This is a genomic window from Paenibacillus sp. LT-B23 (genome assembly GCF_059417685.1).
Window position 1 is genome coordinate 156235 of sequence record NZ_JBSQBM010000001.1, and the last position, 22908, is coordinate 179142.

Annotated in this window: 17 protein-coding genes and 1 pseudogene; 8 read left to right on the forward strand and 10 right to left on the reverse strand. The window is 48.4% G+C overall.

Going from position 1 to position 22908, the window contains the following annotated elements:
- Positions 1 to 215: 215 nt before the first annotated feature.
- The 3 genes from ACWXW9_RS00810 to hydG all read left to right on the forward strand — a co-directional run bounded on the left by ACWXW9_RS00810 (position 216) and on the right by hydG (position 4602).
- Complete coding sequence (locus tag ACWXW9_RS00810) at positions 216 to 1835, forward strand: alkaline phosphatase (RefSeq protein ID WP_494927864.1); 1620 nt, start codon at positions 216 to 218, stop codon at positions 1833 to 1835.
- 245 nt (positions 1836 to 2080) lie between these two features.
- Positions 2081 to 3124 carry a [FeFe] hydrogenase H-cluster radical SAM maturase HydE gene (gene hydE / locus ACWXW9_RS00815; RefSeq protein WP_494928150.1) on the forward strand — a complete coding sequence of 348 codons (1044 nt, stop codon included), beginning with the start codon at positions 2081 to 2083 and terminating at the stop codon, positions 3122 to 3124.
- A 65-nt stretch (positions 3125 to 3189) separates the two neighbouring features.
- Positions 3190 to 4602 (forward strand): [FeFe] hydrogenase H-cluster radical SAM maturase HydG, encoded by a 1413-nt coding sequence (gene hydG / locus ACWXW9_RS00820; RefSeq protein WP_494927865.1) that lies wholly within the window; start codon positions 3190 to 3192, stop codon positions 4600 to 4602.
- 112 nt (positions 4603 to 4714) lie between these two features.
- Here the strand turns inward: hydG and hydF are convergent, their stop codons facing one another.
- The 10 genes and pseudogenes from hydF to ACWXW9_RS00870 form a co-directional block, all read right to left on the reverse strand.
- Positions 4715 to 5968, reverse strand: a complete 1254-nt coding sequence (hydF, locus tag ACWXW9_RS00825; protein WP_494927866.1) for a [FeFe] hydrogenase H-cluster maturation GTPase HydF — start codon at positions 5966 to 5968, stop codon at positions 4715 to 4717.
- Positions 5955 to 7403 (reverse strand): aspartate ammonia-lyase, encoded by a 1449-nt coding sequence (locus ACWXW9_RS00830; protein ID WP_494927867.1) that lies wholly within the window; start codon positions 7401 to 7403, stop codon positions 5955 to 5957. Before ACWXW9_RS00830 ends, hydF begins: the two co-directional genes overlap by 14 nt.
- Position 7404: 1 nt before the next feature.
- Positions 7405 to 7995, reverse strand: a complete 591-nt coding sequence (locus ACWXW9_RS00835; protein ID WP_431088351.1) for a 4Fe-4S dicluster domain-containing protein — start codon at positions 7993 to 7995, stop codon at positions 7405 to 7407.
- Positions 7996 to 8181: 186 nt separating this feature from the next.
- Entirely contained in the window at positions 8182 to 9687 is a 1506-nt protein-coding gene (locus ACWXW9_RS00840) for a [FeFe] hydrogenase, group A (RefSeq protein WP_494927868.1), read from the reverse strand.
- Positions 9688 to 9720: 33 nt separating this feature from the next.
- Positions 9721 to 10320, reverse strand: coding sequence for a 4Fe-4S dicluster domain-containing protein (locus ACWXW9_RS00845; RefSeq protein WP_494927869.1), 600 nt, complete (start codon positions 10318 to 10320; stop codon positions 9721 to 9723).
- Positions 10321 to 10367: 47 nt separating this feature from the next.
- Positions 10368 to 12530: a formate dehydrogenase subunit alpha gene (gene fdhF / locus ACWXW9_RS00850; RefSeq protein ID WP_494927870.1), complete on the reverse strand. Its 2163-nt coding sequence runs from the start codon at positions 12528 to 12530 to the stop codon at positions 10368 to 10370.
- Between the two features lie 129 nt (positions 12531 to 12659).
- Positions 12660 to 13142 carry a DUF2294 domain-containing protein gene (locus ACWXW9_RS00855; RefSeq protein ID WP_494927871.1) on the reverse strand — a complete coding sequence of 161 codons (483 nt, stop codon included), beginning with the start codon at positions 13140 to 13142 and terminating at the stop codon, positions 12660 to 12662.
- Positions 13143 to 13354: 212 nt separating this feature from the next.
- A pseudogene (locus tag ACWXW9_RS00860) lies at positions 13355 to 13453 on the reverse strand (MerR family DNA-binding transcriptional regulator); the annotation flags it as partial.
- A 98-nt stretch (positions 13454 to 13551) separates the two neighbouring features.
- A complete protein-coding gene (locus ACWXW9_RS00865; RefSeq protein WP_494927872.1) occupies positions 13552 to 14532 on the reverse strand; it encodes an aldo/keto reductase in 981 nt (326 codons plus the stop codon).
- A 505-nt stretch (positions 14533 to 15037) separates the two neighbouring features.
- Positions 15038 to 15994 carry a copper amine oxidase N-terminal domain-containing protein gene (locus ACWXW9_RS00870; protein WP_494927873.1) on the reverse strand — a complete coding sequence of 319 codons (957 nt, stop codon included), beginning with the start codon at positions 15992 to 15994 and terminating at the stop codon, positions 15038 to 15040.
- Positions 15995 to 16389: 395 nt separating this feature from the next.
- Here ACWXW9_RS00870 and leuC point away from each other — a divergent pair, with 395 nt between their 5' ends.
- From leuC to ACWXW9_RS00895, 5 genes are all read left to right on the forward strand, one after another.
- Positions 16390 to 17814: a 3-isopropylmalate dehydratase large subunit gene (gene leuC, locus ACWXW9_RS00875; protein WP_494928151.1), complete on the forward strand. Its 1425-nt coding sequence runs from the start codon at positions 16390 to 16392 to the stop codon at positions 17812 to 17814.
- Positions 17815 to 17835: 21 nt separating this feature from the next.
- Positions 17836 to 18438 (forward strand): 3-isopropylmalate dehydratase small subunit, encoded by a 603-nt coding sequence (gene leuD, locus ACWXW9_RS00880; RefSeq protein WP_025683287.1) that lies wholly within the window; start codon positions 17836 to 17838, stop codon positions 18436 to 18438.
- Between the two features lie 224 nt (positions 18439 to 18662).
- Positions 18663 to 20237 (forward strand): N-acetylmuramoyl-L-alanine amidase family protein, encoded by a 1575-nt coding sequence (locus ACWXW9_RS00885; protein ID WP_494927874.1) that lies wholly within the window; start codon positions 18663 to 18665, stop codon positions 20235 to 20237.
- Between the two features lie 316 nt (positions 20238 to 20553).
- Positions 20554 to 22053 (forward strand): N-acetylmuramoyl-L-alanine amidase family protein, encoded by a 1500-nt coding sequence (locus ACWXW9_RS00890; RefSeq protein WP_494927875.1) that lies wholly within the window; start codon positions 20554 to 20556, stop codon positions 22051 to 22053.
- A 45-nt stretch (positions 22054 to 22098) separates the two neighbouring features.
- Entirely contained in the window at positions 22099 to 22749 is a 651-nt protein-coding gene (locus tag ACWXW9_RS00895) for a GerMN domain-containing protein (RefSeq protein ID WP_494927876.1), read from the forward strand.
- The last annotated feature ends 159 nt before the right edge of the window (positions 22750 to 22908 follow it).

A 22908-nucleotide genomic window follows, 5' to 3' on the forward strand; every position in this document is an offset into this window, starting at 1 on the left:
TGCTTTGGCCTAAGCAGCGCAGGAGTGCTATCCTGAATACAGGAACGCAGATGCTTTTCCATTTTCCGGCTGTCCCTAGCCTTCAATTTGTATGTCAAGCACTGATTTTGGTTTTGAACCTTTAATATAGTTAGACAATTCCCTTAACATTCTCCTGACAAAATATGATTAATCTTAGTTCTGGTTGTACAATAAAGTTTCTGGGAGGAAATTGAATGTTAAAATGTTGGGGGATACATACGAAAAAATCGGTGGCTGCACTTGTAGCGGCGACTATGATGTTAGCAGTAAGCAGCGGAACGGCGATGGCAGTCGAAAAGGACACGTCGATTAAAAATGTAATTATTCTCATTCCGGACGGTATGGCTAATGATGCCACTGCACTGGCTAGATGGTATAAAGGTTCTTCCTTAACGTTAGACAGCATGGCAAGTGGCATGGTGCGCACGCATTCTGCGGATGCTCCGATTGCGGATTCCGCTCCGGCGGGTACTGCTTTTGCCACAGGACACAAATCGCACACGGGCTATGTAGGCGTCCTTCCGGACGAAGCGACCATGCCTGGACAACAAGCGATTGCAGCGGGTGACGCCAAAAAGCCCGTAGCTTCCATTCTAGAGGCTTCCAAGCTGGCGGGGAAATCGACCGGGATTATTGCTACCTCGGAGATTATGCATGCCACTCCGGCTGATTTCACCGCCCATTATCCTGATCGTAAAAATTATGATGCACTCAGCATGCAGCAAGCCTATAACGGGGTTGATGTAGTCTTGGGTGGAGGCGGCAAGTTTTTGGAGGCAGCCGAACGTAAGGACGGCCAAGATTTGGTCGCTCAGATAAAAGACCAGGGCTATGATTATGTCACGACACCTGAAGGATTGAAAAACTCTACTTCCAGCAAGTTGTGGGGTAGCTTCTCTCCAGAAGCCCTCGCGTATAACCTGGATCGTGATGCATCCAAGGAACCTAGTTTGGCCGAAATGACAACCAAAGCGATTGATGTGTTGTCCAAGAACGACAAAGGCTTCTTCCTGATGGTAGAAGGCAGTAAAGTGGACTGGGCGGCACATGCAAACGATCCGACGGGGATTATCAGTGACGTACTTTCGTTTGACGATGCTGTGAAGGTCGCTTTGGACTACGCCAAGCAAAACCAAAATACCGTTGTTGTAGCAGTAACAGATCACGGAAACGGTGGATTGACGATTGGCAGCAGCAATACAACAGGCAATTATGACAAAACGCCATTAGCTTCTTTTATTGATCCGCTGAAAAAAGCGAAGCTGACAGGTGAAGGCTTGGAAGCCAAGCTGAATGCAGATCGCAGCAACATTAAAGAAGTGCTGTCCACGTATTTTGGCATTACGGATCTGACAGATGAAGAAGTAAAAACGATCAAAGATGCCAAAGAAGGCAGCATGAACTATGCGGTCGGACCGATCATTAGCAAACGCGCAAATATTGGCTGGACTACAGGGGGTCATACGGGTGGTGATGTTGTACTGTACACGTATGCGCCGAACGGGGATCGTCCATCAGGCGTGATCGACAACACGGATGTCAATAAATACATGACACGTGTGCTCGGACTGGATTTGGAGACCGTGAGCAAGCAATTGTTTGTTCCTGCAAAAACTGCTTTTGAAGCAAAAGGTGCCAAGTTCACTGCGGACACGAAGGTGATTACAGTGACGAAGGGCAGCAACAAGCTGGAGCTTCCGGTATACAAAAATATCGCCACGTTGAATGGTAAAAATACAGCACTGAACGGTGTTGTCGTATATAACGGCGTTGATTACTTTGTACCACAGCAGGCGGTTGATTTGATTCAATAATAAACATGATTAGAGCTGTTTCTTCCATAGAGGAGGAGACAGCTTTTTTTGTTGCGGTAAATATGTATTTTTTGCGGCAGATGCTGGAGTTTACATTCAGAAAATGGGATTTTTTGTGAAGCTAGTCACGTTCTATTCCCACCGATGTTGCTAGAATAATACATGTACGGTACAAGCTGCTGACGACGTTGAGTCCAGAGGGACAAGGGAAGAAGGGATGAGTCACGGACGAATTATTACTGCGTCTGGCTGACGGCAAGGAATGGACGCATACGGAAATGACGGAGCTGCTGGCACGTCTGGAGGAAGAACCGACGGTGCGGGCACAGTTACGAAAATTGGCAGCTCGCATCAAAATGGAGCGTTACGGCAAAGGTGTTTTTTTACGTGGATTAATTGAATTCTCCAGCATATGTCGTCAGGACTGCATGTATTGCGGGCTGCGTGCCTCGAATAAACAGGCGGATCGCTATCGTTTGCGACCGGAAGAAATTTTGTCCTGTTGCGCGGAGGGGTATGAGCTGGGATATCGGACCTTTGTACTGCAAAGCGGCGAAGATTACTGGTTCACGGCAGCACGGCTGGCGAAGCTGATCCGGGAGATCAAAAGCCGTTTTACCGATGTGGCGGTTACATTGTCTATTGGTGAACGGGATGATGAAACCTATGAGCTACTATACGAGGCGGGGGCGGACCGCTTTTTGCTACGGCATGAGACAGCTTCACCGCATTTGTACGCCAAGCTGCATCCGACGATGACGATAGAAAGCAGGCGCAGTCGACTGCTGGCGTTGCAGCGAATCGGATTTCAGATCGGGGCTGGATGTATGGTGGGGTTGCCCGGACAAACGAACAGTGATTTGGCAGACGATTTGGTCTATTTGCACAGCTTGTCGCCGGATATGATCGGGATTGGACCGTTTTTACCGCATAGCAACACGCCGCTCCGGGATGCCGGTCAGGGAAGCATGGAAAAGGCGCTGGATATTGTTTCGTTGTCCCGGTTGGTCGTTCCAGATGCGCTTATTCCAGCATCGACAGCGATGGGAACGATTCATCCCCAAGGCCGGGAGAAGGCGCTTCAGGCAGGGGCAAATGTAGTTATGCCCAATTTGTCACCACTCGCGGTGAGGCCGAAGTATGCCATTTATGAAAACAAAATATGTTTGGGTGATGAATCTGCCCAATGCAGACATTGTCTGGAGCTGCGCATCCGTGGAGCGGGGTTTGAAGTCGATATGGGGCGTGGCGATAGTCTGAGGGTACAACGACAGCTCATGAGTCAATAGAAAAAACAGTAGTTAACCATAAGGATTTTGCGAAATCCTCACCATAATAAGGGAGATGGATCTACGTGAGTGAAGTACGGGAGAAAGTGTCGGCGGATTTCATTAATGAGGCAGAGATTATGGCAGCGGTGGAGCAGGGAAAGCAGGAAGCAACAGACCGCAACCGTATTTTAGACATTTTGGAGAAGGGAAGAGCTTGCCGGGGGTTGAGTGCGACTGAAGCGGCGGCTCTTTTGCATGTGGATGACCCTGAACTGCTGGAGGAAATGTTTAGATCCTCACGGGCGGTGAAAGAGCAGATTTACGGCAATCGGATTGTGTTGTTTGCCCCTCTATATGTGAGTAACCACTGTGTCAATAACTGCGAATACTGCGGCTATAAGCATACCAATGACAGCTTTACCCGCAGCCGTTTGACACCGGAGGAACTGGTCGAGGAGGTCAGAGTGCTTCAGCAAATGGGGCATAAGCGACTCGCACTGGAAGCGGGGGAAGACCCGCTCCATTGTTCTATTGATTATATCGTTGATTGTTTACGTCAGATTTACGATGTAAAGGTAGACAATGGAAGTATCCGGCGGGTTAATGTCAATATCGCCGCAACGACGGAGGAGGATTATCGGAAGCTGGTGGAGGTTGGGATCGGAACGTATATTTTGTTCCAGGAAACGTATCATCGCGAAAGCTACCGCAAATATCATCTTCAAGGGCCAAAACGGAATTATGACTGGCACACGACTGCCATGGACCGCGCTATGCGAGCAGGGATAGACGATGTGGGTATCGGTGTGTTGTATGGTTTATATGATTTCCGTTATGAGACGATAGCCATGCTTAAGCATGCTGAGCACCTGGAGGAAGTGTTTGGCTGCGGTCCTCACACCGTTTCTGTTCCCCGGCTTCGTCCGGCTGAAAATGTGGACCCGGAGCACTATCCATATTTGGTGAGCAACGAGGATTTTATGAAAATTGTAGCAGTTCTTAGGCTGGCTGTACCTTATGCGGGGATGATCCTGTCAACGCGTGAGGATTCTGAATTCAGGGACCGTGTCATTGGTTTGGGTGTATCGCAAATCAGTGCAGGTTCTGCTACCGGAGTAGGGGCATATGCGAGACAAGAGACGAATGATAAGCCCCAGTTTGAGGTTGGGGATCATCGCTCGCCGCTGGAAATCATCAAAAGTCTGTGCCGTGGCGGCTACATGCCGAGCTACTGCACAGCTTGCTACCGTGAAGGACGTACAGGGGATCGGTTTATGGAACTCGCCAAATCAGGCCAGATTCATAATGTATGCCAGCCCAATTCGCTGCTGACCTTTCAGGAATATCTGCTGGACTATGGGGATGAAGAGGCGCGTGAGCTAGGAGCTGAAGCCCTGCGTGATAATTTGGAGCGTATCCCGCGTGAGTCGACACGCCGTTTGACACTTGATAAGCTGGAACGCTTGGAAGCGGGCGAGCGGGATTTGTATTTTTAGAATATCGACCTTCTCTTTGAAATTGGGCAAATAAAAAGCAGCCGCGTGAGAGTCAGCGCGGCTGCTTTTGCGTGTATGGGGCGGAATTTGTTGCTTCAATGATTCGTCTCATTCAGGAATGGCTGCCAGCACCAACGGCTTGCTCCCATGCCAGCATAGCGGATGGGAAGCATTCGATGGCACGGGGGAATACTCCCTGAACATAGGCGATGAAAATACCATAGTTCACAATGGGTACCCCGGCGGCTTCCGTTTCTGCCATCCGGTGCAGCATGGTACGTCGATTGAGCATGCAGGCCCCGCAGTGAATAACCAGCGCATATTCCCTCAGATCGGCAGGAAAGCTGGAACCGGATGCGTGCTCGATGATGAGGCGTTTGCCTATCGTTTGACGGAGCCAACGGGGTATTTTCACACGACCGATATCGTCAGATTGACATTGGTGCGTGCAGGCTTCTGCAATGAGTATGCGGTCGCCATCCTTGAGACGATCAATAGCTCTTGCACCTCGTACGAGTTCGTCAAGGTCACCTTTATGACGGGCGAACAGGATGGAAAAGGAAGTCAGGGGCACATCCTTGGGAGTGTCCGCTGCTACTTTCATAAAAGCCTGTGAATCGGTAATGACCAAGCGAGGCTTGCGTCCCAATTGCTCCAACGTCAGTCGTAGCTCATGCTCTTTGGTCACTATGGCGATGGCATCGCTCTCTAACGTATCGCGGATCGTCTGCTGCTGTGGCAGAATCAGCCGGCCTTTGGGCGCAGCTTTGTCGATTGGAACGACCAGTACGACAAAATCGCCGGGTGACAGCAGGTCACCAATGATACGGAAACGATCCTCATTTTGGGGAAGGGCATCCATGATGGCCTTTTTCAGTTCCGCGTCTCCCCATAGCTTAGAGGCACTGAAAGGAATGAGGGGTAAATCCAGTTCAGCCTTTAGGGCTGCGGTCATTTTCTCTGCCTCTGCCAAGATGTCCGTCTTGTTTAATACACCAATGACGGGAATCTTCTTGGCATGCAGCTTTTCGAGTAGCCCATGTTCAAATGCGCTAACCCCAACAGTAGCATCGATGATTAGCAGCGCCAGATCGGTGCTATTTAATATTTCTAGCGTTTTGTTGCGGCGCAGCGCTCCGATCTCACCCTCATCGTCCAGTCCGGCGGTATCCACCAGAACAATGGGGCCAGCAGGCAGCAGCTCCATCGGCTTGAAAACCGGGTCCGTGGTTGTTCCTCCTATGGGAGATACCACGGCGGCGGGCTGGCCGGTCAGGGTGTTCAAAATGCTGGATTTGCCAGCGTTGCGGCGACCGAGCAGGGTGATGTGTGGTCGGTTGCTGCGGGGGGTATCATTCATTCCCAACGTGAATTCCTTCTTCCTGCCCCGGAATTCCGGGCTTGGTTACTGTATAGGGATGGCACAATTGCTCAATGCGCGAGCGGGTCAGCAGACCGCGTTCTTCGGCAATATCCTCCGGTGTGCGGCCCTGGGCAATGGCTGCTGAAGCAATGGAGGCAGCTTCATCATAGCCAAGCTCCGCGACAAGCGCAGAAGCCATCACAGCGGAGATACGCAGATTAGCTGAACAGCGTTCCTCGCTTACGATCAGACCGCGCACACATCGTTCCTCGAACAGCCGAACCGCCCCGTCCAGAATATGTAGCGATTCCAGCAGCGATTCGGCAATCAGCGGCAGGAACGCGTTCAGCTCTAGCTGCCCGGAGGCAGCCGCCATCGTAATCGCTGCATCTTCGGCTATCACGCGCAACGCCGTTAGTCCGGCCAGTTCAGCCATCACCGGGTTAACCTTGCCGGGCATAATGGATGATCCGGCCTGGACTGGAGGCAGAGTGAACTCGCCAATACCCCCGAGAGGACCGGAGGCCAGCAGGCGAAAATCGCCTGATATTTTGAACAGGTTCACAGCGGCGGCTTTGAGCAGACCGGATACCTCCACAAAGACATCCATATTCTGAATCGGGTCCATCGGGTGGTCACTTCGGGATAGCCCAAAGCCAGTCTCGTCCGCCAGTTTCTCGACCATCCGATAGCTGTAAGCGCGAGGCGCATTCATGCCTGTGCCAATCGCCGTACCGCCAATAGGGATTTCCCGAAGCCGTTCCTCGGCTTTGTAAAGACGCCAGCGGTCACGTGCCACAGCCTTTGCATAAGCGCCAAAGCCTTGCCCCGCCATCATGGGCAGGGCACCCATTAGCTGTGTGCGACCTAGCTTGAGCAGATCGGCATATTCCGTTTCTTTGTGCTGTAAAGACTCCTGTAACGAAGCCATCGCATCGCATAAGGGGCGAAGCAGTCGAATGGCTGCAATTCGTAATGCTGTGGGATAAACATCGTTCGTGGACTGGCAGCAGTTCACATCATCCAACGGATGTACCAGCTCGTACTGTCCGGGTTTTCCACCAAGCCGCATAATCGCCAAATTAGCAATGACCTCATTGACGTTCATGTTGGTGCTGGTGCCTGCACCGCCCTGCAGGGCATCGACTGCAAACATATCCAGATGCCGTCCAGCGAGCAATTCATCGCAGGCGTCTATCATTGCAGCCGCCCGGTGGGGAGGGAGCCGTTTCTGCTCACAGTTCACTTGAGCGGCTGCCTTTTTTACCAGCACGAGAGCGTGAATCAGTTTCCGGTTTACAGGTCTGCCGCTGACCGCAAAGTTGTTCATCGCACGTGCGGTATGAATGCCGTAATAGGCGTTGGCGGGAATCTCCATTTCCCCTAGCGCATCCCGCTCGGTCCGCGTATCTTTTTGCAGAGGAAGGGCTTCAGTCATGTCAGAGACCCGTTGCCGGAATGCGCGTCATATGCAGTAACTGGCGTGCGCTCGCAGCTCGCTTTTCCTCAACACGGGCGTGAACCAGATCTGGCTCAACCAGCTTGAGGGCACGTGTTGGGCATTTTCCAATGCAGGCGGGCCCCCCCTCTACGCCTACACACAGATCACATTTGCTGGCAATCATGCGTTCCTTGGGCTGCAAACGCCCTGACACATTGGTGTACAGTCCGTCCTGAACTACAGCTCGCCCGTCCCGATATTCGGGTACCATGGTAATGGCGCCGTAAGGGCAGGCGATCATACAGGTTTTACAACCGATACAGCTCTCGCTGTTAATGAGAATACAGCCGTCCGCATTTGTAATGGAGCCGTTCGGGCAAGCGTTGGCACAAGGGGCATCCTCACAGTGACGGCATTGGACAGGGGCAGTGACTCCAATGGATTTAATAACCTTCAGACGTGGGTGAAAATGAAATTCGTCATCTGGCGAGATAAAAGGGTTACCTGCTGAATGTGCGATGACACATGCGATTTCACAGGTACGACAACCGATACACTGATCGGGATCAGCTAAAACAAAACGGTTCATACAACTCGACTCCTTTCTAACTAACGACAAAATACAATGGATACCGTATCAAAAAAGTTTTAAAATGCAGTTTTTGTTGGTTCAGAACATGATGAGCACAGGATGAACACGGATAAGACCCAGTAGCCTCTTATTAAGCATGGAGAGGCAGGATGCCGCCATGGTTCACCCCTTTAACTTAACGTGCTAATGAATGGAGTTACCTGTATTCTCTTTAGCGGGAGCATCACAGCTACGGCTTTGCTTGCCTGGTCCGCGCTTTTGGAAGGTCGTGTGCAGCAGATGATGCGATACATGACCAAGCGGCTCACCTAAAAATTCATCGTACAGCTTAATAATGTGAGGATTTTCATGCGATTTTCGCACCTGAAGCCCCGCATCATGTCCATAAATAGAGGATTTGCGTGCACGGTAAGCTTCAATCCGGTGTTTTTCCAGCATGAGCTTGGGTTGACCGCCTCCGCTAATACATCCGGCAGGACAGCCCATTACCTCAATAAAATGATAATCACATTCGCCTGCCTGCACACGATCCAGCAGTCCATAGGCATGTTGTAGCCCCGCGACGACCGCTACCTTAAGTTGTAGCTCACCCACCTGAACCTCCGCGACTCGAATGCCTTCCTCACCGCGAACAAAATCCAGTTGGAGTTTCGGTAGCTTTTCATTCGTCAGCAGCTCATAACCTGTACGGATGGCGGCTTCCATAACGCCTCCGGTTACACCAAAAATGGACCCTGCTCCTGAATAACGTCCTAGCGGTGAATCGAATTCTTCATCTGGCAGATTCATAAAATCAATGCCGCTTTTCTTGATCCAGTATGCCAGTTCACGCGTTGTCAGTACCTCATCCACGTCACGGTACCCGTCGGATTCCATTTCAGGACGATCACATTCGAATTGCTTGCAGGTACAAGGCATGATCGCAACGCTATAAATGTTCGCAGGTTCCACCTCGTCCAGTTGTGCACCATAGGTTTTGACCAGCGAGCCTAGCATTTGCATAGGTGATTTGCAACTGGATAGATGGTCCAACAGATCGGGATATTCAATCTCAGCAAACCGAACCCATGCCGGACAGCAGGAGGTAAACATCGGTAGCGGCCCACCTTCGGTTACACGACGAATCAGTTCGGTGCCTTCCTCCATAATGGTGACATCAGCTCCAAAGTTGGTGTCATATACCCGGTCAAAGCCCAGACGGCGCAGTGCTGCGGCCATTTTACCTGGCGTGAGCGTGCCAAATGGCATACCAAATTCCTCCGCGATTGAAACGCGAATGGCTGGAGCACATTGGACGATCCGAAACTGTCCCGGTTTCGTCATCATATCGGTTACCTTATTCAGACTACCGCTATAATAGGCAGCGAATAGCGGTTCTCCGATGTCAGCAGGCATATCGCGCTCACGCATACGCTCCTGACGTCTGCTTGCGGCTTCCTGTGGAGATGAATCTGCCCAATCGGATGCGTATACGCTGCATATTTGTACACACTGGCCACAGATCACGCAACGGTCTGCATTCACGGTTTGCGGCTCTCCGGGGTGTCCTTCTATGGCATCTACCGGACAAACCCCTGCACAGCGTCTACACCCGGTACACATACTGGGGTCAATATGAATAATGGGGTTGGTGCAATCTGTCGTCTCCATACAAGGAGCCGAAGAGGCATTGTTAGTTGTTATGGACATCTTATTTCTACCTTTCTGCGGCTGATTTTGGCCTTACAGGCGAGGGAAGAAGACTTCCCGCCGACGCTCGGGAAGCGGATCGGACTCGACTATAGCCAGCCGTAGGACATCGTTTGGACAGGCTTCTACACATGCAGGCTGTCCTCCGTTTGTGTCTGCGCACAGGTCGCATTTGCCTGCCGCGGTCCGGGGGAGAGCCTTGTGAGCGGCACGGTCGGTCAAGCCGGGCTGCGTCATGACTCGTCCTTCCCGGTAGACGGTAGATACCTCAATGGCCCCGAAGGGACAGGCCAATACACAAGAGGTACAGCCGATGCACAGTTCCTCATCAATCATGACCACACCGTTCTCCTGTCGAATGGCCTGAACCGGACAGGCATGTGCGCAGGGCGCATTTTCACAATGCCGGCATTGAATTGGCACATATGTGCTTCCGCTACGCACCACATACACCTTGGGCATTACCGGCACGTTGACAGTACCAATAGAAGCGCCCACGTTGTTACTCTGTCCGTGGACGGCGAAGCAGGCCAGCTCGCACGCTTTGCAGCCGATGCAGTGTCCGGCATCTGCGACTACAAAGGAAGAAGCGACAGTGTTTGTTCTACTGGCTGCTCCCATTCTACTCGTCAAAGCTGACCGGGTATTTGCCGAACTGTGCAGTATGTTCCGCGTGCCGCTCATCTCGTCACCTTATCAGCTAAAACGGCTTCCTGGACGTTCATCTGTTTACGAATCCGTTGGTACGATTCATGTACATCACGTTCGGCCTGCGCTTGGTCGGCGATCCGTTCCAGCCGGATGGCGCAGTATTTTAATTCCGGTGTTTTGGACACCGGATCAAGAAAATCGGCGGTCAGCTCGTTACATGCTCCAACCCACCAGTGATAGGTCATGTAGGTTGCCCCTTGTTGCACGCGGTCACTGATCTGTGCCCGTGCCATGATGCGTCCCCGACGGGAGGATATGGCAACAATTTCGCCATCCAGAATGTTCAGATCTGCTCCGTCTTCCGGACTAATCTGAATAAAGCCAGGCTCATCAGACAGTTGGCGTAGCGCACGGCAATTGCCAGTCATGGTACGCACGGAGTAATGGCCTACCTCACGAACTGTAGATAAGACAAGTGGGAATTTCTCATCCGGCTGTTCTTGCGGTGGACGCCATTCGCAGGCGAATAATCGGCCTTTGCCACTAGGTGTAGAAAATTGATTCCCTTTGTACAAATACGGTGTACCTGGGTGATCCTCTGTAGGGCAGGGCCATTGCACGCCGCCTTGCTCCTCCATTTTTTGGTAGCTTGCACCAGCGAATAACGGGCAGAGGCTTCGCATTTCATCCCAAATTTCCTCTGTGTTTGTATAGGACATAGGGTAGCCCATAGCGGTAGCAACCTCGCTAATAATGGCCCAGTCCGGCTTTACGTCACCTTGCGGCTCGACCGCTTTGCGAATGCGCTGAAAGCCGCGGTCTGCCGAGGAATACACACCATCATGCTCGCCCCAGGAGGTAGAAGGGAGGATGACATCGGCGTGCAGTGCCGTTTTATTCATGAAAATATCCTGTACCACGACAAATTCCAATTGGTCTAGCGCTTCACGTAACTCGGCGGCGTTCGGATCACTTTGTACAGGGTCCTCGCCGAAAATATAATAAGCTTTCAGCTTGTTCTCCTTCAGGATGAGGTGTGGCACCTCCGTAAGGGGATATCCTTTTTTACGCGGCAGCTCAACACCGTATGCTTTTTCAAACTTTTTACGAACCGTGCTATCCGTTACATCCTGATAACCAGGATATACATTCGGCAATGCGCCCATGTCGCAGGAGCCCTGGACATTGTTTTGCCCCCGCACAGGCCCAATCCCCACATTCGGCTTGCCCAGATTTCCGGTCAACAGCGCAAGAGAGGCGAGTCCCTTTACCACGTCAACGGCCTGTGAAAATTGACATACGCCCATTCCATACAGAATTGTAGCGGTAGGGGCCTTTGCATATTCCCTCATAGCTGCTCGAATGTCAGCCGCCTTGACCCCCGTAATGCCTTCTGCATATTCGGGCGTATATTTTTTAATGCTTTCTACGTATTCGGCAAAGCCTTCTGTGTTTGCTTCCACATATCGTTTGTCGTACAGTCCTTCATGTACAAGCACATGACCAAAAGCATTCACCAAAGCCATGTTCGAACCGCCTTTTAGAGGTAGCCACATATCTGAAATGCGTCCAGTTTCAGTCATGCGCGGATCGCATACAATAATTTTGGCACCTCTTTGCTTGGCAGCTACAATGCGTCTTGCGACGATCGGATGTGTTTCGGGTGCATTATACCCAAACACGAAAATAAGATCAGAGTGTTCAATTTCAGGAATTGAGTTGGACATGGCCCCGTCCCCGAGTGAGTATGTCAAACCAGCCACAGAAGGACCATGGCATACACGAGCGCAATGGTCAATATTGTTCGTGCCAATGACCGCCCGCATGAACTTTTGCATGACATAGTTGGCCTCGTTTCCCGGACCGCGTGCGGAGCCTGTTCCCATAATGGAATCGGGTCCGTATTTTTCCTTGATTGCTAAAAGGCGTTCAGCGGTATACTGGATGGCTTCTTCCCATTCTACTTCCTCCATAACCCCATTTTTGCGAATCAGGGGCTTACGCAAGCGTGCAGTCAGAATTTGTGGGTCATTCAGAAAATCCCATCCATAGTGTCCTTTCAGACACAGTGTTCCTTCATTTGTACGACCACCAGCCGGCTCTGCGCCAATTACCTGTCCCTTGTCTACCAGCAAATGAAGCTGGCAACCGCTTCCGCAGTAGGGACATACGGTCAATACCTTGTCTGCCATGTGTGCAGCACCTCTTTTTATATGAAATAGATGAAGCTCGTAACATGAAAAAAAGCCAATACAAAAATGCCGCTTTACGCTGCATCCTGTACTGGCTTATCCGCGGGCGAGGAGACAAGCCCCTTCCCGCTAATCCAACCGGTGTATGTGTTTTAATTCAAGAGTAAAGATAATGTGTCCGTCTCCATGGGCGGAGGGGCAGACTTCCCAAGTATAGTTGAAGGGACTGCCAAGTGTTTTTTCCGCTTCGCTCATAAATTCCTTTTCCAAGTAAGGACGGAGGACGTTCCAATATTCTCTGACCGTTTCCCCAGCCCCTTCATGAACCAGAATTTCAGACAGATTGGACAATGTTCCCCAAACTTCTACCGTAATCCGGAGCGGCGACTCCAGTGAGACCTTGACGTTGTCCGGTCCTTTTCCCCGGTAATGCTTGACAATATAGACGGCCAGCTTCCTGATGCGCTCACGGTATTCCCATTCGGTATTCAACATCTGGACAACTCCGCTTCGAATCAAAATAAAAGCGTGCTTGCCGCACATGCCAGACAGCCTGTGTAGCTGATTTGCAGCAGAACGCACCCGTCCCGCCCAAGATGGTCTGCCTAGCACGGCGTATCACCCTTCTATGGTAAAACAGGTTGACCCGGAAAGATGTGAAATTCATTACACTGAGCCATAATTTTACATAGAAGAGGTTGGAGTGGACCTGATTGGCGGTTAGTGAGGTCAATCGAATGACTTTAGTTTGCGGCCAGCATATATGAAAAAGCCCTCTTAAACGGAGGGCTTTTACTCTTTTATCGTAATTTACTTTTTTTCCATTTATTGAGGTTCACACGTGGAATAAGTCCGATGCGTTCATAATAGCGGAGTGTATCCTGTGATAGATCAAATTTTTTACTTACTTCTGCTATCAGCATGCAGATTTCACCTCCCGATTTTCGCACAAGGACGCCCCAAGTAAATGGATAGGGCGTTCTTATCGTTTCTTATATCAAAACGGTCATCGCATCAAAATTTACTGAGCGCCAATTACCGGATGAGGAACATACGGATCTTCCAGCAACACAATTTCTTCAGGTGTTAACGTAATCGAGAGCGCAGCTACCGCATCTTCGAGATGAGACGTTTTTGTAGCACCGATAATGGGTGCTGTTACCGGTTCTTTCTGCAGCAACCAGGCAAGTGCGATTTGGACACGGGGAACTCCACGTTGTTCTGCGATTGCCGCAACCTGATCCACGATCAATTGATCGGTATGTGCAGTCGCATCATATTTAGATTTCGCAACTTGATCGGTTTCGGAACGATGTGTTGTTTCCTGCGCATCACGCGTCAATCTTCCTCCTGCAAGAGGGCTGTATGGAACCACACCGATTTTTTCTTCCTTACAAAGCGGCAGCATCTCCCGCTCCTCTTCACGATATAAGAGGTTTAAATGATTCTGCATCGATACAAACCGGGTCCATCCATTTTTCTCAGCTACATGTAACGCCTTCAGAAACTGCCATGCGTACATGGCAGAAGCACCAATATATCTTGCCTTTCCGGCCTTCACCACATCATGTAATGCTTCCATCGTCTCTTCGATGGGAGTATTATAATCCCAGCGGTGAATTTGGTACAAATCCACATAATCTGTTCCCAGTCTCTTAAGGCTTTTATCTATTTCACTCATGATTGCCTTTCGGGAAAGTCCCGCACCGTTGGGACCTTGATGCATACGGAAATGAACCTTCGTTGCGAGGACAATTTCATCTCGATTCGCATAATCCTTTAAAGCCCGTCCAACAATTTCCTCGCTTGTTCCGTCTGAATATACATTCGCAGTATCAAAAAAATTGATACCAAGCTCCAGGGCTTTTTTTATAATTGGGCGACTGCGTTCTTCATCAAGTATCCATGGATGAATCCACCGCTCTGCAACACCAAAGCCCATACAGCCAAGACAAAGCTGAGATACATCCAAGCCGGTACTTCCAAGTTTCACATATTCCATTTGATTGTTCCTCACTTTGCTGGATATTGTTTCCTTCAAATGTAGTTTACTCCGATTACTCTTCACCTACTTACATCCGATATTATTACATTTGGAGTTAACTCCAAGTCAAGCGATTTTTTTACTACGCAGTGCATTAAAAATAGGCCGATCTGTTGACAAAATGGTCTACGAACCCAGGGGTTAACATCCTCGTGTATAGCGTAATATTTTTGTGAAATACAGGGTATTGAGGAATAAGAAGTGGAATTGTCGATGAATATAGCTGGGTGATTTTAAATAAGTTAGGTATTGTGATAATAACGAGGGAGCTGGATCACGGGTAAGTCGTCAGTTAGATAGTATGCTGATAGAACAAAAGTAAGGTTCATAGTGAAATAGTAAAAGCTCTACTGACCTTAATGGGTCGGCAGAGCTTTTTGTCTAGTCAGTTTTATAGTGATCTTCGAAGTATTTGATAAAATCAATTACACTGTCGTGTTGATTCTCAGAAAAAAGTCTAATATTATCTTTGAGACACCAAAATATCCAATTGAGGATATTCAGAATGCATACTTTTGTACAATCGGATATAATAAGAATTTCGACCGACATTGTAGTAATCGGTTAATGAGAGATTACCTAAAGACAGGTCTTCCGCCCATTTACTCTGATCTTTTCCTCGTGGTCGCTCCTTATCAACTGGTGTACCGTATGATAATTGCATTTTAGAACTAATTTTAAAGAATCGATCTATATAGTTTTGCATGTTACTAAATTTTTCAGGAAATACAATCTGGCCGTCATACAGTTTAGTGTTGTTCTTATCCTTCCCAGTTAGGATATAAGTGTAAACTGCTTTGTACCCGCTGTATTCACCTTTGTAGTCCAAATAAGTATAGTACATATTACTCATGCCGTAATCATCCAATTCAGTGACAGCATTGATGAGAGGCAGTGTCTCGGATCTTTTAATTTGCTGAACTGTCATACCCCATACAGCATTTCTAAAATCTTTCCCTTGCAATTCTGGGGGAATGTTTTGGTTTTTACTCGGTGCAACTCCAATCCAGGCGTACTGTTCTGTAGGGTTACTGCCAAATGGTTTCCCGAGCGCTTGCGAAATTGCGCGCAGAGGAAGGTAAGTTACTCCATTGTATGATTTAGAGCTAATAGGCATACGAATTTCTTTTCCGTTAATATACATATTTTTAGCACCAATCACAAAGGTAATCGAATTATTCGAATTTGTTATTTTTACACGATCAGGAATATCGGGATCTACAGCAGCTGTATAGCCTAATTTTTTTAACAACGGGACAACTGGAACCATAAGGGTGTTACTTTCAATGCGAGGGGCAGATTGAAGTGTCACAATTTTTCCATCCAAAAAAATACGATAATTCGACGGATTTGCATGAATTGTTGGAATCGTTCCAAAATAGACAACAAAAATTAACAATAAGGTAAGAAGGCGCTTCATAATAATCTCCTCTTTTAATATTTCAGGACTTTGCAAAATCCTCATTTTACAAGTAGTCTATCAGACCTAGGAATATTTTTCTATCTGTAAATTTATCAAACAGAACATATGTTCTGTTTGATCTATACACGTTTACCTCAATAAACACAAGCAGATGTGAAGTAAAGCTGTCTCGTTGGGAAATGTTCATGGCGTATGTATACCAATATATATCCTAATATATATCCTAATATCTATCCCATGTTGCCTGAACCCGCCTTATAGCCTTAACCTATCACTTCTATAGATATCATATCTTGGATCAATCAAGCATGCCGTGGTATATTGTTGACATCCAAGAGAAAGCCGTACAGCCTTCTCTACAATAGGTTCGAAAAACACAGGGGTGAATTATGATGAGCAAAAAGACCATGTTCGAGAAAATTTGGGATAACCATGTCATCTATCAGGAAGAGGGAAAGCCAAGTATTTTGTACATTGACCTTCACTTGGTTCATGAGGTAACCTCGCCACAGGCGTTTGAGGGGCTTCGTCTTAGCGGACGCAAGGTGCGTCGTCCAGAGCTTACGTTTGCGACGATGGATCATAACGTACCGACGAAGGATCGTTACAATATTACGGACCCGATTTCCAAGCAGCAGATTGATACTTTGACTCAAAATTGCCGTGATTTCGGGGTCACTTTATATGATCTGGATACGATTGATCAAGGTGTCGTTCACGTTATGGGACCAGAGCTTGGTCTGACTCATCCGGGGAAAACAATCGTTTGTGGTGATAGCCATACTTCCACGCATGGCGCGTTCGGAGCGCTCGCTTTTGGTATCGGAACCAGCGAAGTAGAGCATGTCATGGCAACCCAATGTCTCCAGCAAGCCAAAGCAAAAACGATGGAAGTCCGATTTGTAGGACGCCGTAAACCGGGTGTGACAGCGAAGGATATGATTTTGGGCGTTATCGCCAAATACGGCACGGATTTCGCTACTGGTTATGTTATTGAGTATACAGGTGAATCTATCCGTGAATTGAGCATGGAAGAGCGCATGACCGTGTGCAACATGTCCATTGAAGGCGGAGCCAGAGCTGGTATGATCGCACCGGACGAAACAACCTTCAACTACTTGCGTGGACGTGAACATGTAGCGCAAGGAACTGCTTTTGAGCAGGCGGTTGCCGAGTGGAAAGAACTCGTAACAGATGAAGGCGCTGAGTTTGACGTTGTGCTGGAGTTTGATGTAGATTCTCTTATTCCGCAAGTAACCTGGGGTACTAGCCCGGGCATGGGTACAAATATTTCCGCCACTGTACCGATTCCGGCAGAATTGCCAACAGAGAATGAACGCAAAGCTGCTGAAAAAGCACTTGAATATATGGATTTGAAGCCAGGCACACCGATCACGGATATTGCTATTGATTATGTGTTTATCGGCTCATGCACGAACGGGCGGATTGAAGACTTGCGTGCTGCGGCTGAGGTTGCCAAGGGCTACCAGGTATCTGACAAAGTAACGGCAATCGTCGTACCAGGCTCAGGTCGTGTGAAAATTCAGGCCGAGGAAGAAGGATTGGACGTCATTTTCAAGGATGCAGGCTTTGAGTGGCGTGAAGCGGGATGCAGCATGTGTCTTGCAATGAATCCGGACGTGCTTCAACCGGGACAGCGCTGTGCGTCGACCTCCAACCGTAACTTTGAAGGACGTCAGGGACGCGGAGGACGGACTCACCTCGTATCTCCTGCAATGGCAGCCGCTGCGGCGATTCATGGACATTTTGTCGATGTACGTGACTGGAAGTTCAAGCAGGAAGCAGTAGTCCAATAGGATACGGAGGAGGAATTTACAATGGAAGCATTCACAACTTTAAAAGGGATTGTAGCACCTGTGGATCGGGTGAACGTAGATACAGATGCTATTATCCCCAAGCAGTTTTTGAAACGAATTGAGCGCACAGGGTTTGGACAGTTTCTGTTTTACGAGTGGCGCTTTGATGAAGCGGGAAATATAAATCCTGAATTTGAACCGAACAAGCCTCGCTATGCAGGGGCATCTGTTCTGATCTCCCGTGCCAACTTTGGCTGTGGCTCCTCACGTGAGCATGCGCCGTGGGCGATCATGGATTATGGATTCCGTTGTGTAATCGCACCGTCTTATGCGGATATCTTCTATAATAACTGTTTTAAAAATGGTATTTTGCCGATCAAGCTGTCTGAGGAGCAGGTAGAGGATCTGTTCCAGCGCACGGCAAAGAATGATAACTACCAATTGAACGTAGACCTGGACGCAAAAACAGTTACCGACGATTATGGTCTGCATATTGATTTTGATCTGGATGAGCACCGCCGTCAATTTTTGCTGCAAGGTCTGGATGACATTGGCCTGACGCTCCAGCATGAGTCGGAAATTTTAGCTTATGAACAGAAGCGTGCTGCAAAGCAAGGCGCATAACTCCAGCTCTGTTTGAGTTTGTAGCATTAAAATGAACTGGTTTGTTGGACAGAAAGCCCGATTGGCAACTCTTTTGCCTGCGGGCTTTTGTCATGTCATAAGATAAATTGGTAAATAAGGGGTTGACGGTTCGATTCAGCATGGTATGGTAATGTAAAATGGCTAAAGGACTATCCCTATTACAGTAGCACAAAAAAATACATATATAAGTTAGGGGAATGAAGATGAAGAAATATGGTTGGTTGATACTGGCGGCTGTCTTAATTTGGTTGTGGCCGTCCTCCTCTCATGTGAATGCGGCTGAAGCAGATTTGTTTTTAGATGGAAAAAGGATAGAAGCGCCCGTAGATGCCAAGCCTGAAATGGTCAATGGAAAAGTCATGGTTCCGCTTCGAGTGGTTGGTGAACAGCTTGGATATCAATTTAAATGGGAACCACAAGCCTATAAAATCTCCATTCAAAAAAACAGCACGGATATGTCCATGTATGTGGGCCGTACGTCGGCTGACGTAAATGGAAAAACGGTTAATTTGGATGCACCTCCTGTGCTGCGTGGTAACTCCACCATGGTTCCACTGCGTTTTGTCGGGGAGCAAATGGGGCTGAAGGTGGATTGGAATAATAAAAATAAATCCGTAAATCTCAGTCAGAAAGTGACAGCACAGCAGACAGAAAAACAGCCTCAATCCCAAAAATCGTCACCAACGCAAGTAAAAAACACAAGCACACCAAAATCGTCTACGTCAACGACGACAATTACCAATCTCACTGGATCAGACAAGCTTACACAGGATGTACTCGCATCATCCAAGCAGCAGGATACAGAACAGCTAAAAGCAAATACGCTACTGGTGCAAAACATTACCTTTCAAGATGAAGCGTTACAGATTTCATTGAACAGAGATGTAACGCCCAAAGTGACCAAAATGACGGGACCTGACCGCATTGTTGTAGATCTGGCAGAAGCGGCGCTGACGACAGAGCTTTCTCAGCAGTTTCCGGTTCGTAGCGATGGATTACGAGTGCTGACGAATATTGACAGCGAGGATGTGCAGGAAGTTAGGTTTGCTCCCGCCGATGGACAAAAGGGCGGCGTCCGCATTGTAATTGCTTTAAACCAGGTACGTGATTACGAGCTTTCAACTAACGGCACAGGTGAAGTCACAATTCAGTTGCGTGAACGCAATGTTGATCAGGCTGTGACACCAACCAATAGCGGCGGACGGAAAATTGTCGTCATTGATCCAGGGCATGGGGGCAAGGACCCTGGAGCAGGCAGTATCACTGGAAGACACGAAAAGGAGTTTGCACTGGCTGTAGGGTTAAAGGTCAAGCAGCTTTTGCAAAACGATCCTGACATTCAGGTAGTCATGACCCGAGATGGAGATACGTATCCTACGCTGGATGAACGCCCCCAGCTAGCAAACGAACAGCAGGCAAGCGTGTTTGTTTCGATCCATGGAAACAGTATGCTGGCCTCCAATAAAGGAAAAGCCAACGGTTCTGAAACCTACTATGCACGTCAGGAAAGTCTGGGACTTGCAACAACGATGCATAAGCATCTTGTAGCAGCTACCGGATTTAAGGATAACGGGATTAAGGTGGCGAATCATATCGTGACGAGAAAAGCGCTAATGCCAGCCGTGCTACTGGAATGCGGCTACCTTAGTAATCTGTCTGATGAAGCGGCCATGTTCTCGGAAGAAACACAGGAAAGGATTGCGGAAGGGATTGTGGGCGGTCTAAAGGAATATCTCGGGACTGTGACTGGCAATGTCACGAGTGAATCTATTAATTGATAATTTTGAAAATTTTAAATTAGATCGTATGATACTCACCAAAAAGCTGCTTTTCATCCCTAGCTATGTATAGGGAGAAAGCAGCTTTTTTTTGTAATCGGGCAATGACTTTAGCCGCAAAGCGAATGAACTATATTTTTAGTCAAAATTCGACAAAACTAGTTCTTTGGCACGTATATTTCTGTTATGATGGAATATATTCGCAACTTTTGGTGTGGAATTACGTCTAAAAGGTTGTCTGATATTACATAAGCGCGTATATCAGGTCGCCGCACCGGAGCATGTGGCAAAAAAATTATGAATGGAAGGGTGACGAATGAAGAAATTTGGTTTTTTGTTGTTATTATTTGTCTTCATGTGGGCGGTTCCGGGTTATGGACATGCGGCTTCGAGTGGAACACAAATCTATCTCGACGATCAACAGTTAAGTGTCCCGAGCGGTGCTAAGGCACAAGTAATTAGTGGAAATACAATGGTTCCGCTACGCGTAATTTCTGAAAATTTAGGTTATGACGTGACATGGAAGCAGCAGGCGCGAACCATAACGATTGAGAAGGACAGTACCTCGATCCGAATGATAATCGGAAGCAAGACGGCGACTGTCAATGGAAGCGACATTAGTCTGGATGCTTCGCCTCTGCTGCGTTCCAATTATGCCCTTGTACCGCTTCGCTTTATCGGCGAGCAAATGGGACTGGACGTAAAATGGGACAGTAGCTCCAAGTCCGTAAAATTATATACCCGCAGCAGCGGGTCGGGAAACGGGGAATTTACTCCTCCCAAATCCGGGAATAGCAGCACAGATACAGGAAGTGTAACTGTACCAACGAATAATGCCAGTTCAGGTGTAATGCAGGTGCAGGGGATCAGTTTCAGTCAAAACCGCTTAACCATTACGACTACGGGTGCGGTAAAACCCAAAGCATTTACAATGACAACCCCTGATCGGGTGGTTGTGGATTTGCCGGCTACTGCGTTTGCTGACAACTTTGGGGATCAGCAAAAACTGGACAGCAACTTGAATGGTTCACTGGATATTCAGGATGAAGCGGATGTATCCGGTATCCGCTATGCTTTATTCCAAAAGGAACCTTCAACGGTTCGCGTTGTGGTTGATCTGAAGCATGCCATGAATTACACCGCATACAATGACGGCTCGAATCGTGTAATCGTCGATCTGGCATCGAAGGATTCAGTGAATACAACACCTGACTCTACCTTACCAGATGGTTCACAGCCGGATGATACACAGACCTCACCAGTTAACAGCAATGGCAAAAAAGTCGTTGTTATTGATGCCGGTCATGGAGCGAAGGATTCCGGAGCCGTTGGGATTTCGAGAAAAAATTACGAAAAGACCTTCAACTTGGCTATGGCTCTGAAAGTAGAAAGCATTTTGAAGCAGAACCCGAAACTTGAGGTTGTGTTGACACGCAGCGATGATACGTTTTTGGAGCTTAAACAGCGCGTAAAAGTGGCTGAAAATCTCAATGCCAACGTATTCGTGTCCATTCACGCCAACAGCAGCGGCAGCTCGGCCTCCAACGGTACAGAGACGTATTACCAGCGTAGTGCAAGCAAAGCGTTCGCCAACGTCATGCATAAGTACTTTGCTCCAGCGACAGGTTTGACAGACCGGGGCATTCGTTATGGCAATTTCCATGTCATTCGGGAAACGACGATGCCTGCTGTTTTGCTTGAGGTAGGATATCTCAGTAATGCGAAAGAGGAAGCCACACTGTTTGATGAAGATTTCCAAAACCGGGTAGCTCAAGGGATTGCAGACGGCATCACAGAGTATCTTGGTGTAAAATAAATCTTCAACAAATCGCTTGCCAACGTCAAGCAAGGAGGGGGACATATGAACAAGAAAATCGTAATCGCAGGTCTGCTGGCAATGTTTGCTATTGCAGGTGCAGGATGCGCCTCCAAGCAGACTGCCGCTCCTGCGGCTCCATCTCAGGAAACAAAAACGTCTGCGGCGCAAAATAGCACGCCAGAACAAACGGCCCCTGATTCATCTACTCAGACTGTTGAGAGTAACGGAGCGAGTCAAACACCTGCATCCTCGTCAACGGAGCCTACAAACACCAAGACGAATACGGAAAAAACAGGAGACCGCCAATCTCAGCAGATTACGGTGTACTACACCGATACACAAGAGACAGGCTTGAAGGAACAGAAAAAGGAAATCACCTACCCAAGCGAGCTGGAAAAATTCCAAAAGACGTTTGAAGCTCTGCAAAAAAGTGGGAATTCTGCTCTGATACCGTTATGGTCCGACAAAATTTCCGTGCATAAGATCAAATTGGACAATGGAGCTTTGACGTTTGATATTTCCCTGCCGGACGAGGCCCGTCTGGGTGCTGGCGGCGAGGAATTGGCTATCGACGCTTTGAAGAAAACGATGTTCCAGTTCAAGGAAGTCAAAACGCTGGATTTGCTCGTAGATGGTCAATCCCTGGAATCCTTAATGGGACATGTAGATCTGGATCATCCGATGAACCGTTAACAGATCAGACTGTATGAAAAATTCTTGGGAATTACACACTTTTCACGTGCAATCTGTGACAGTTAATGATAATATAGGAGTGTATTTCTCGCCTATGCAGGCAGTCATGCACAAATAGTATTCGTTTCTTTCCGGATGATTATTTAGAGTGACCGTCTT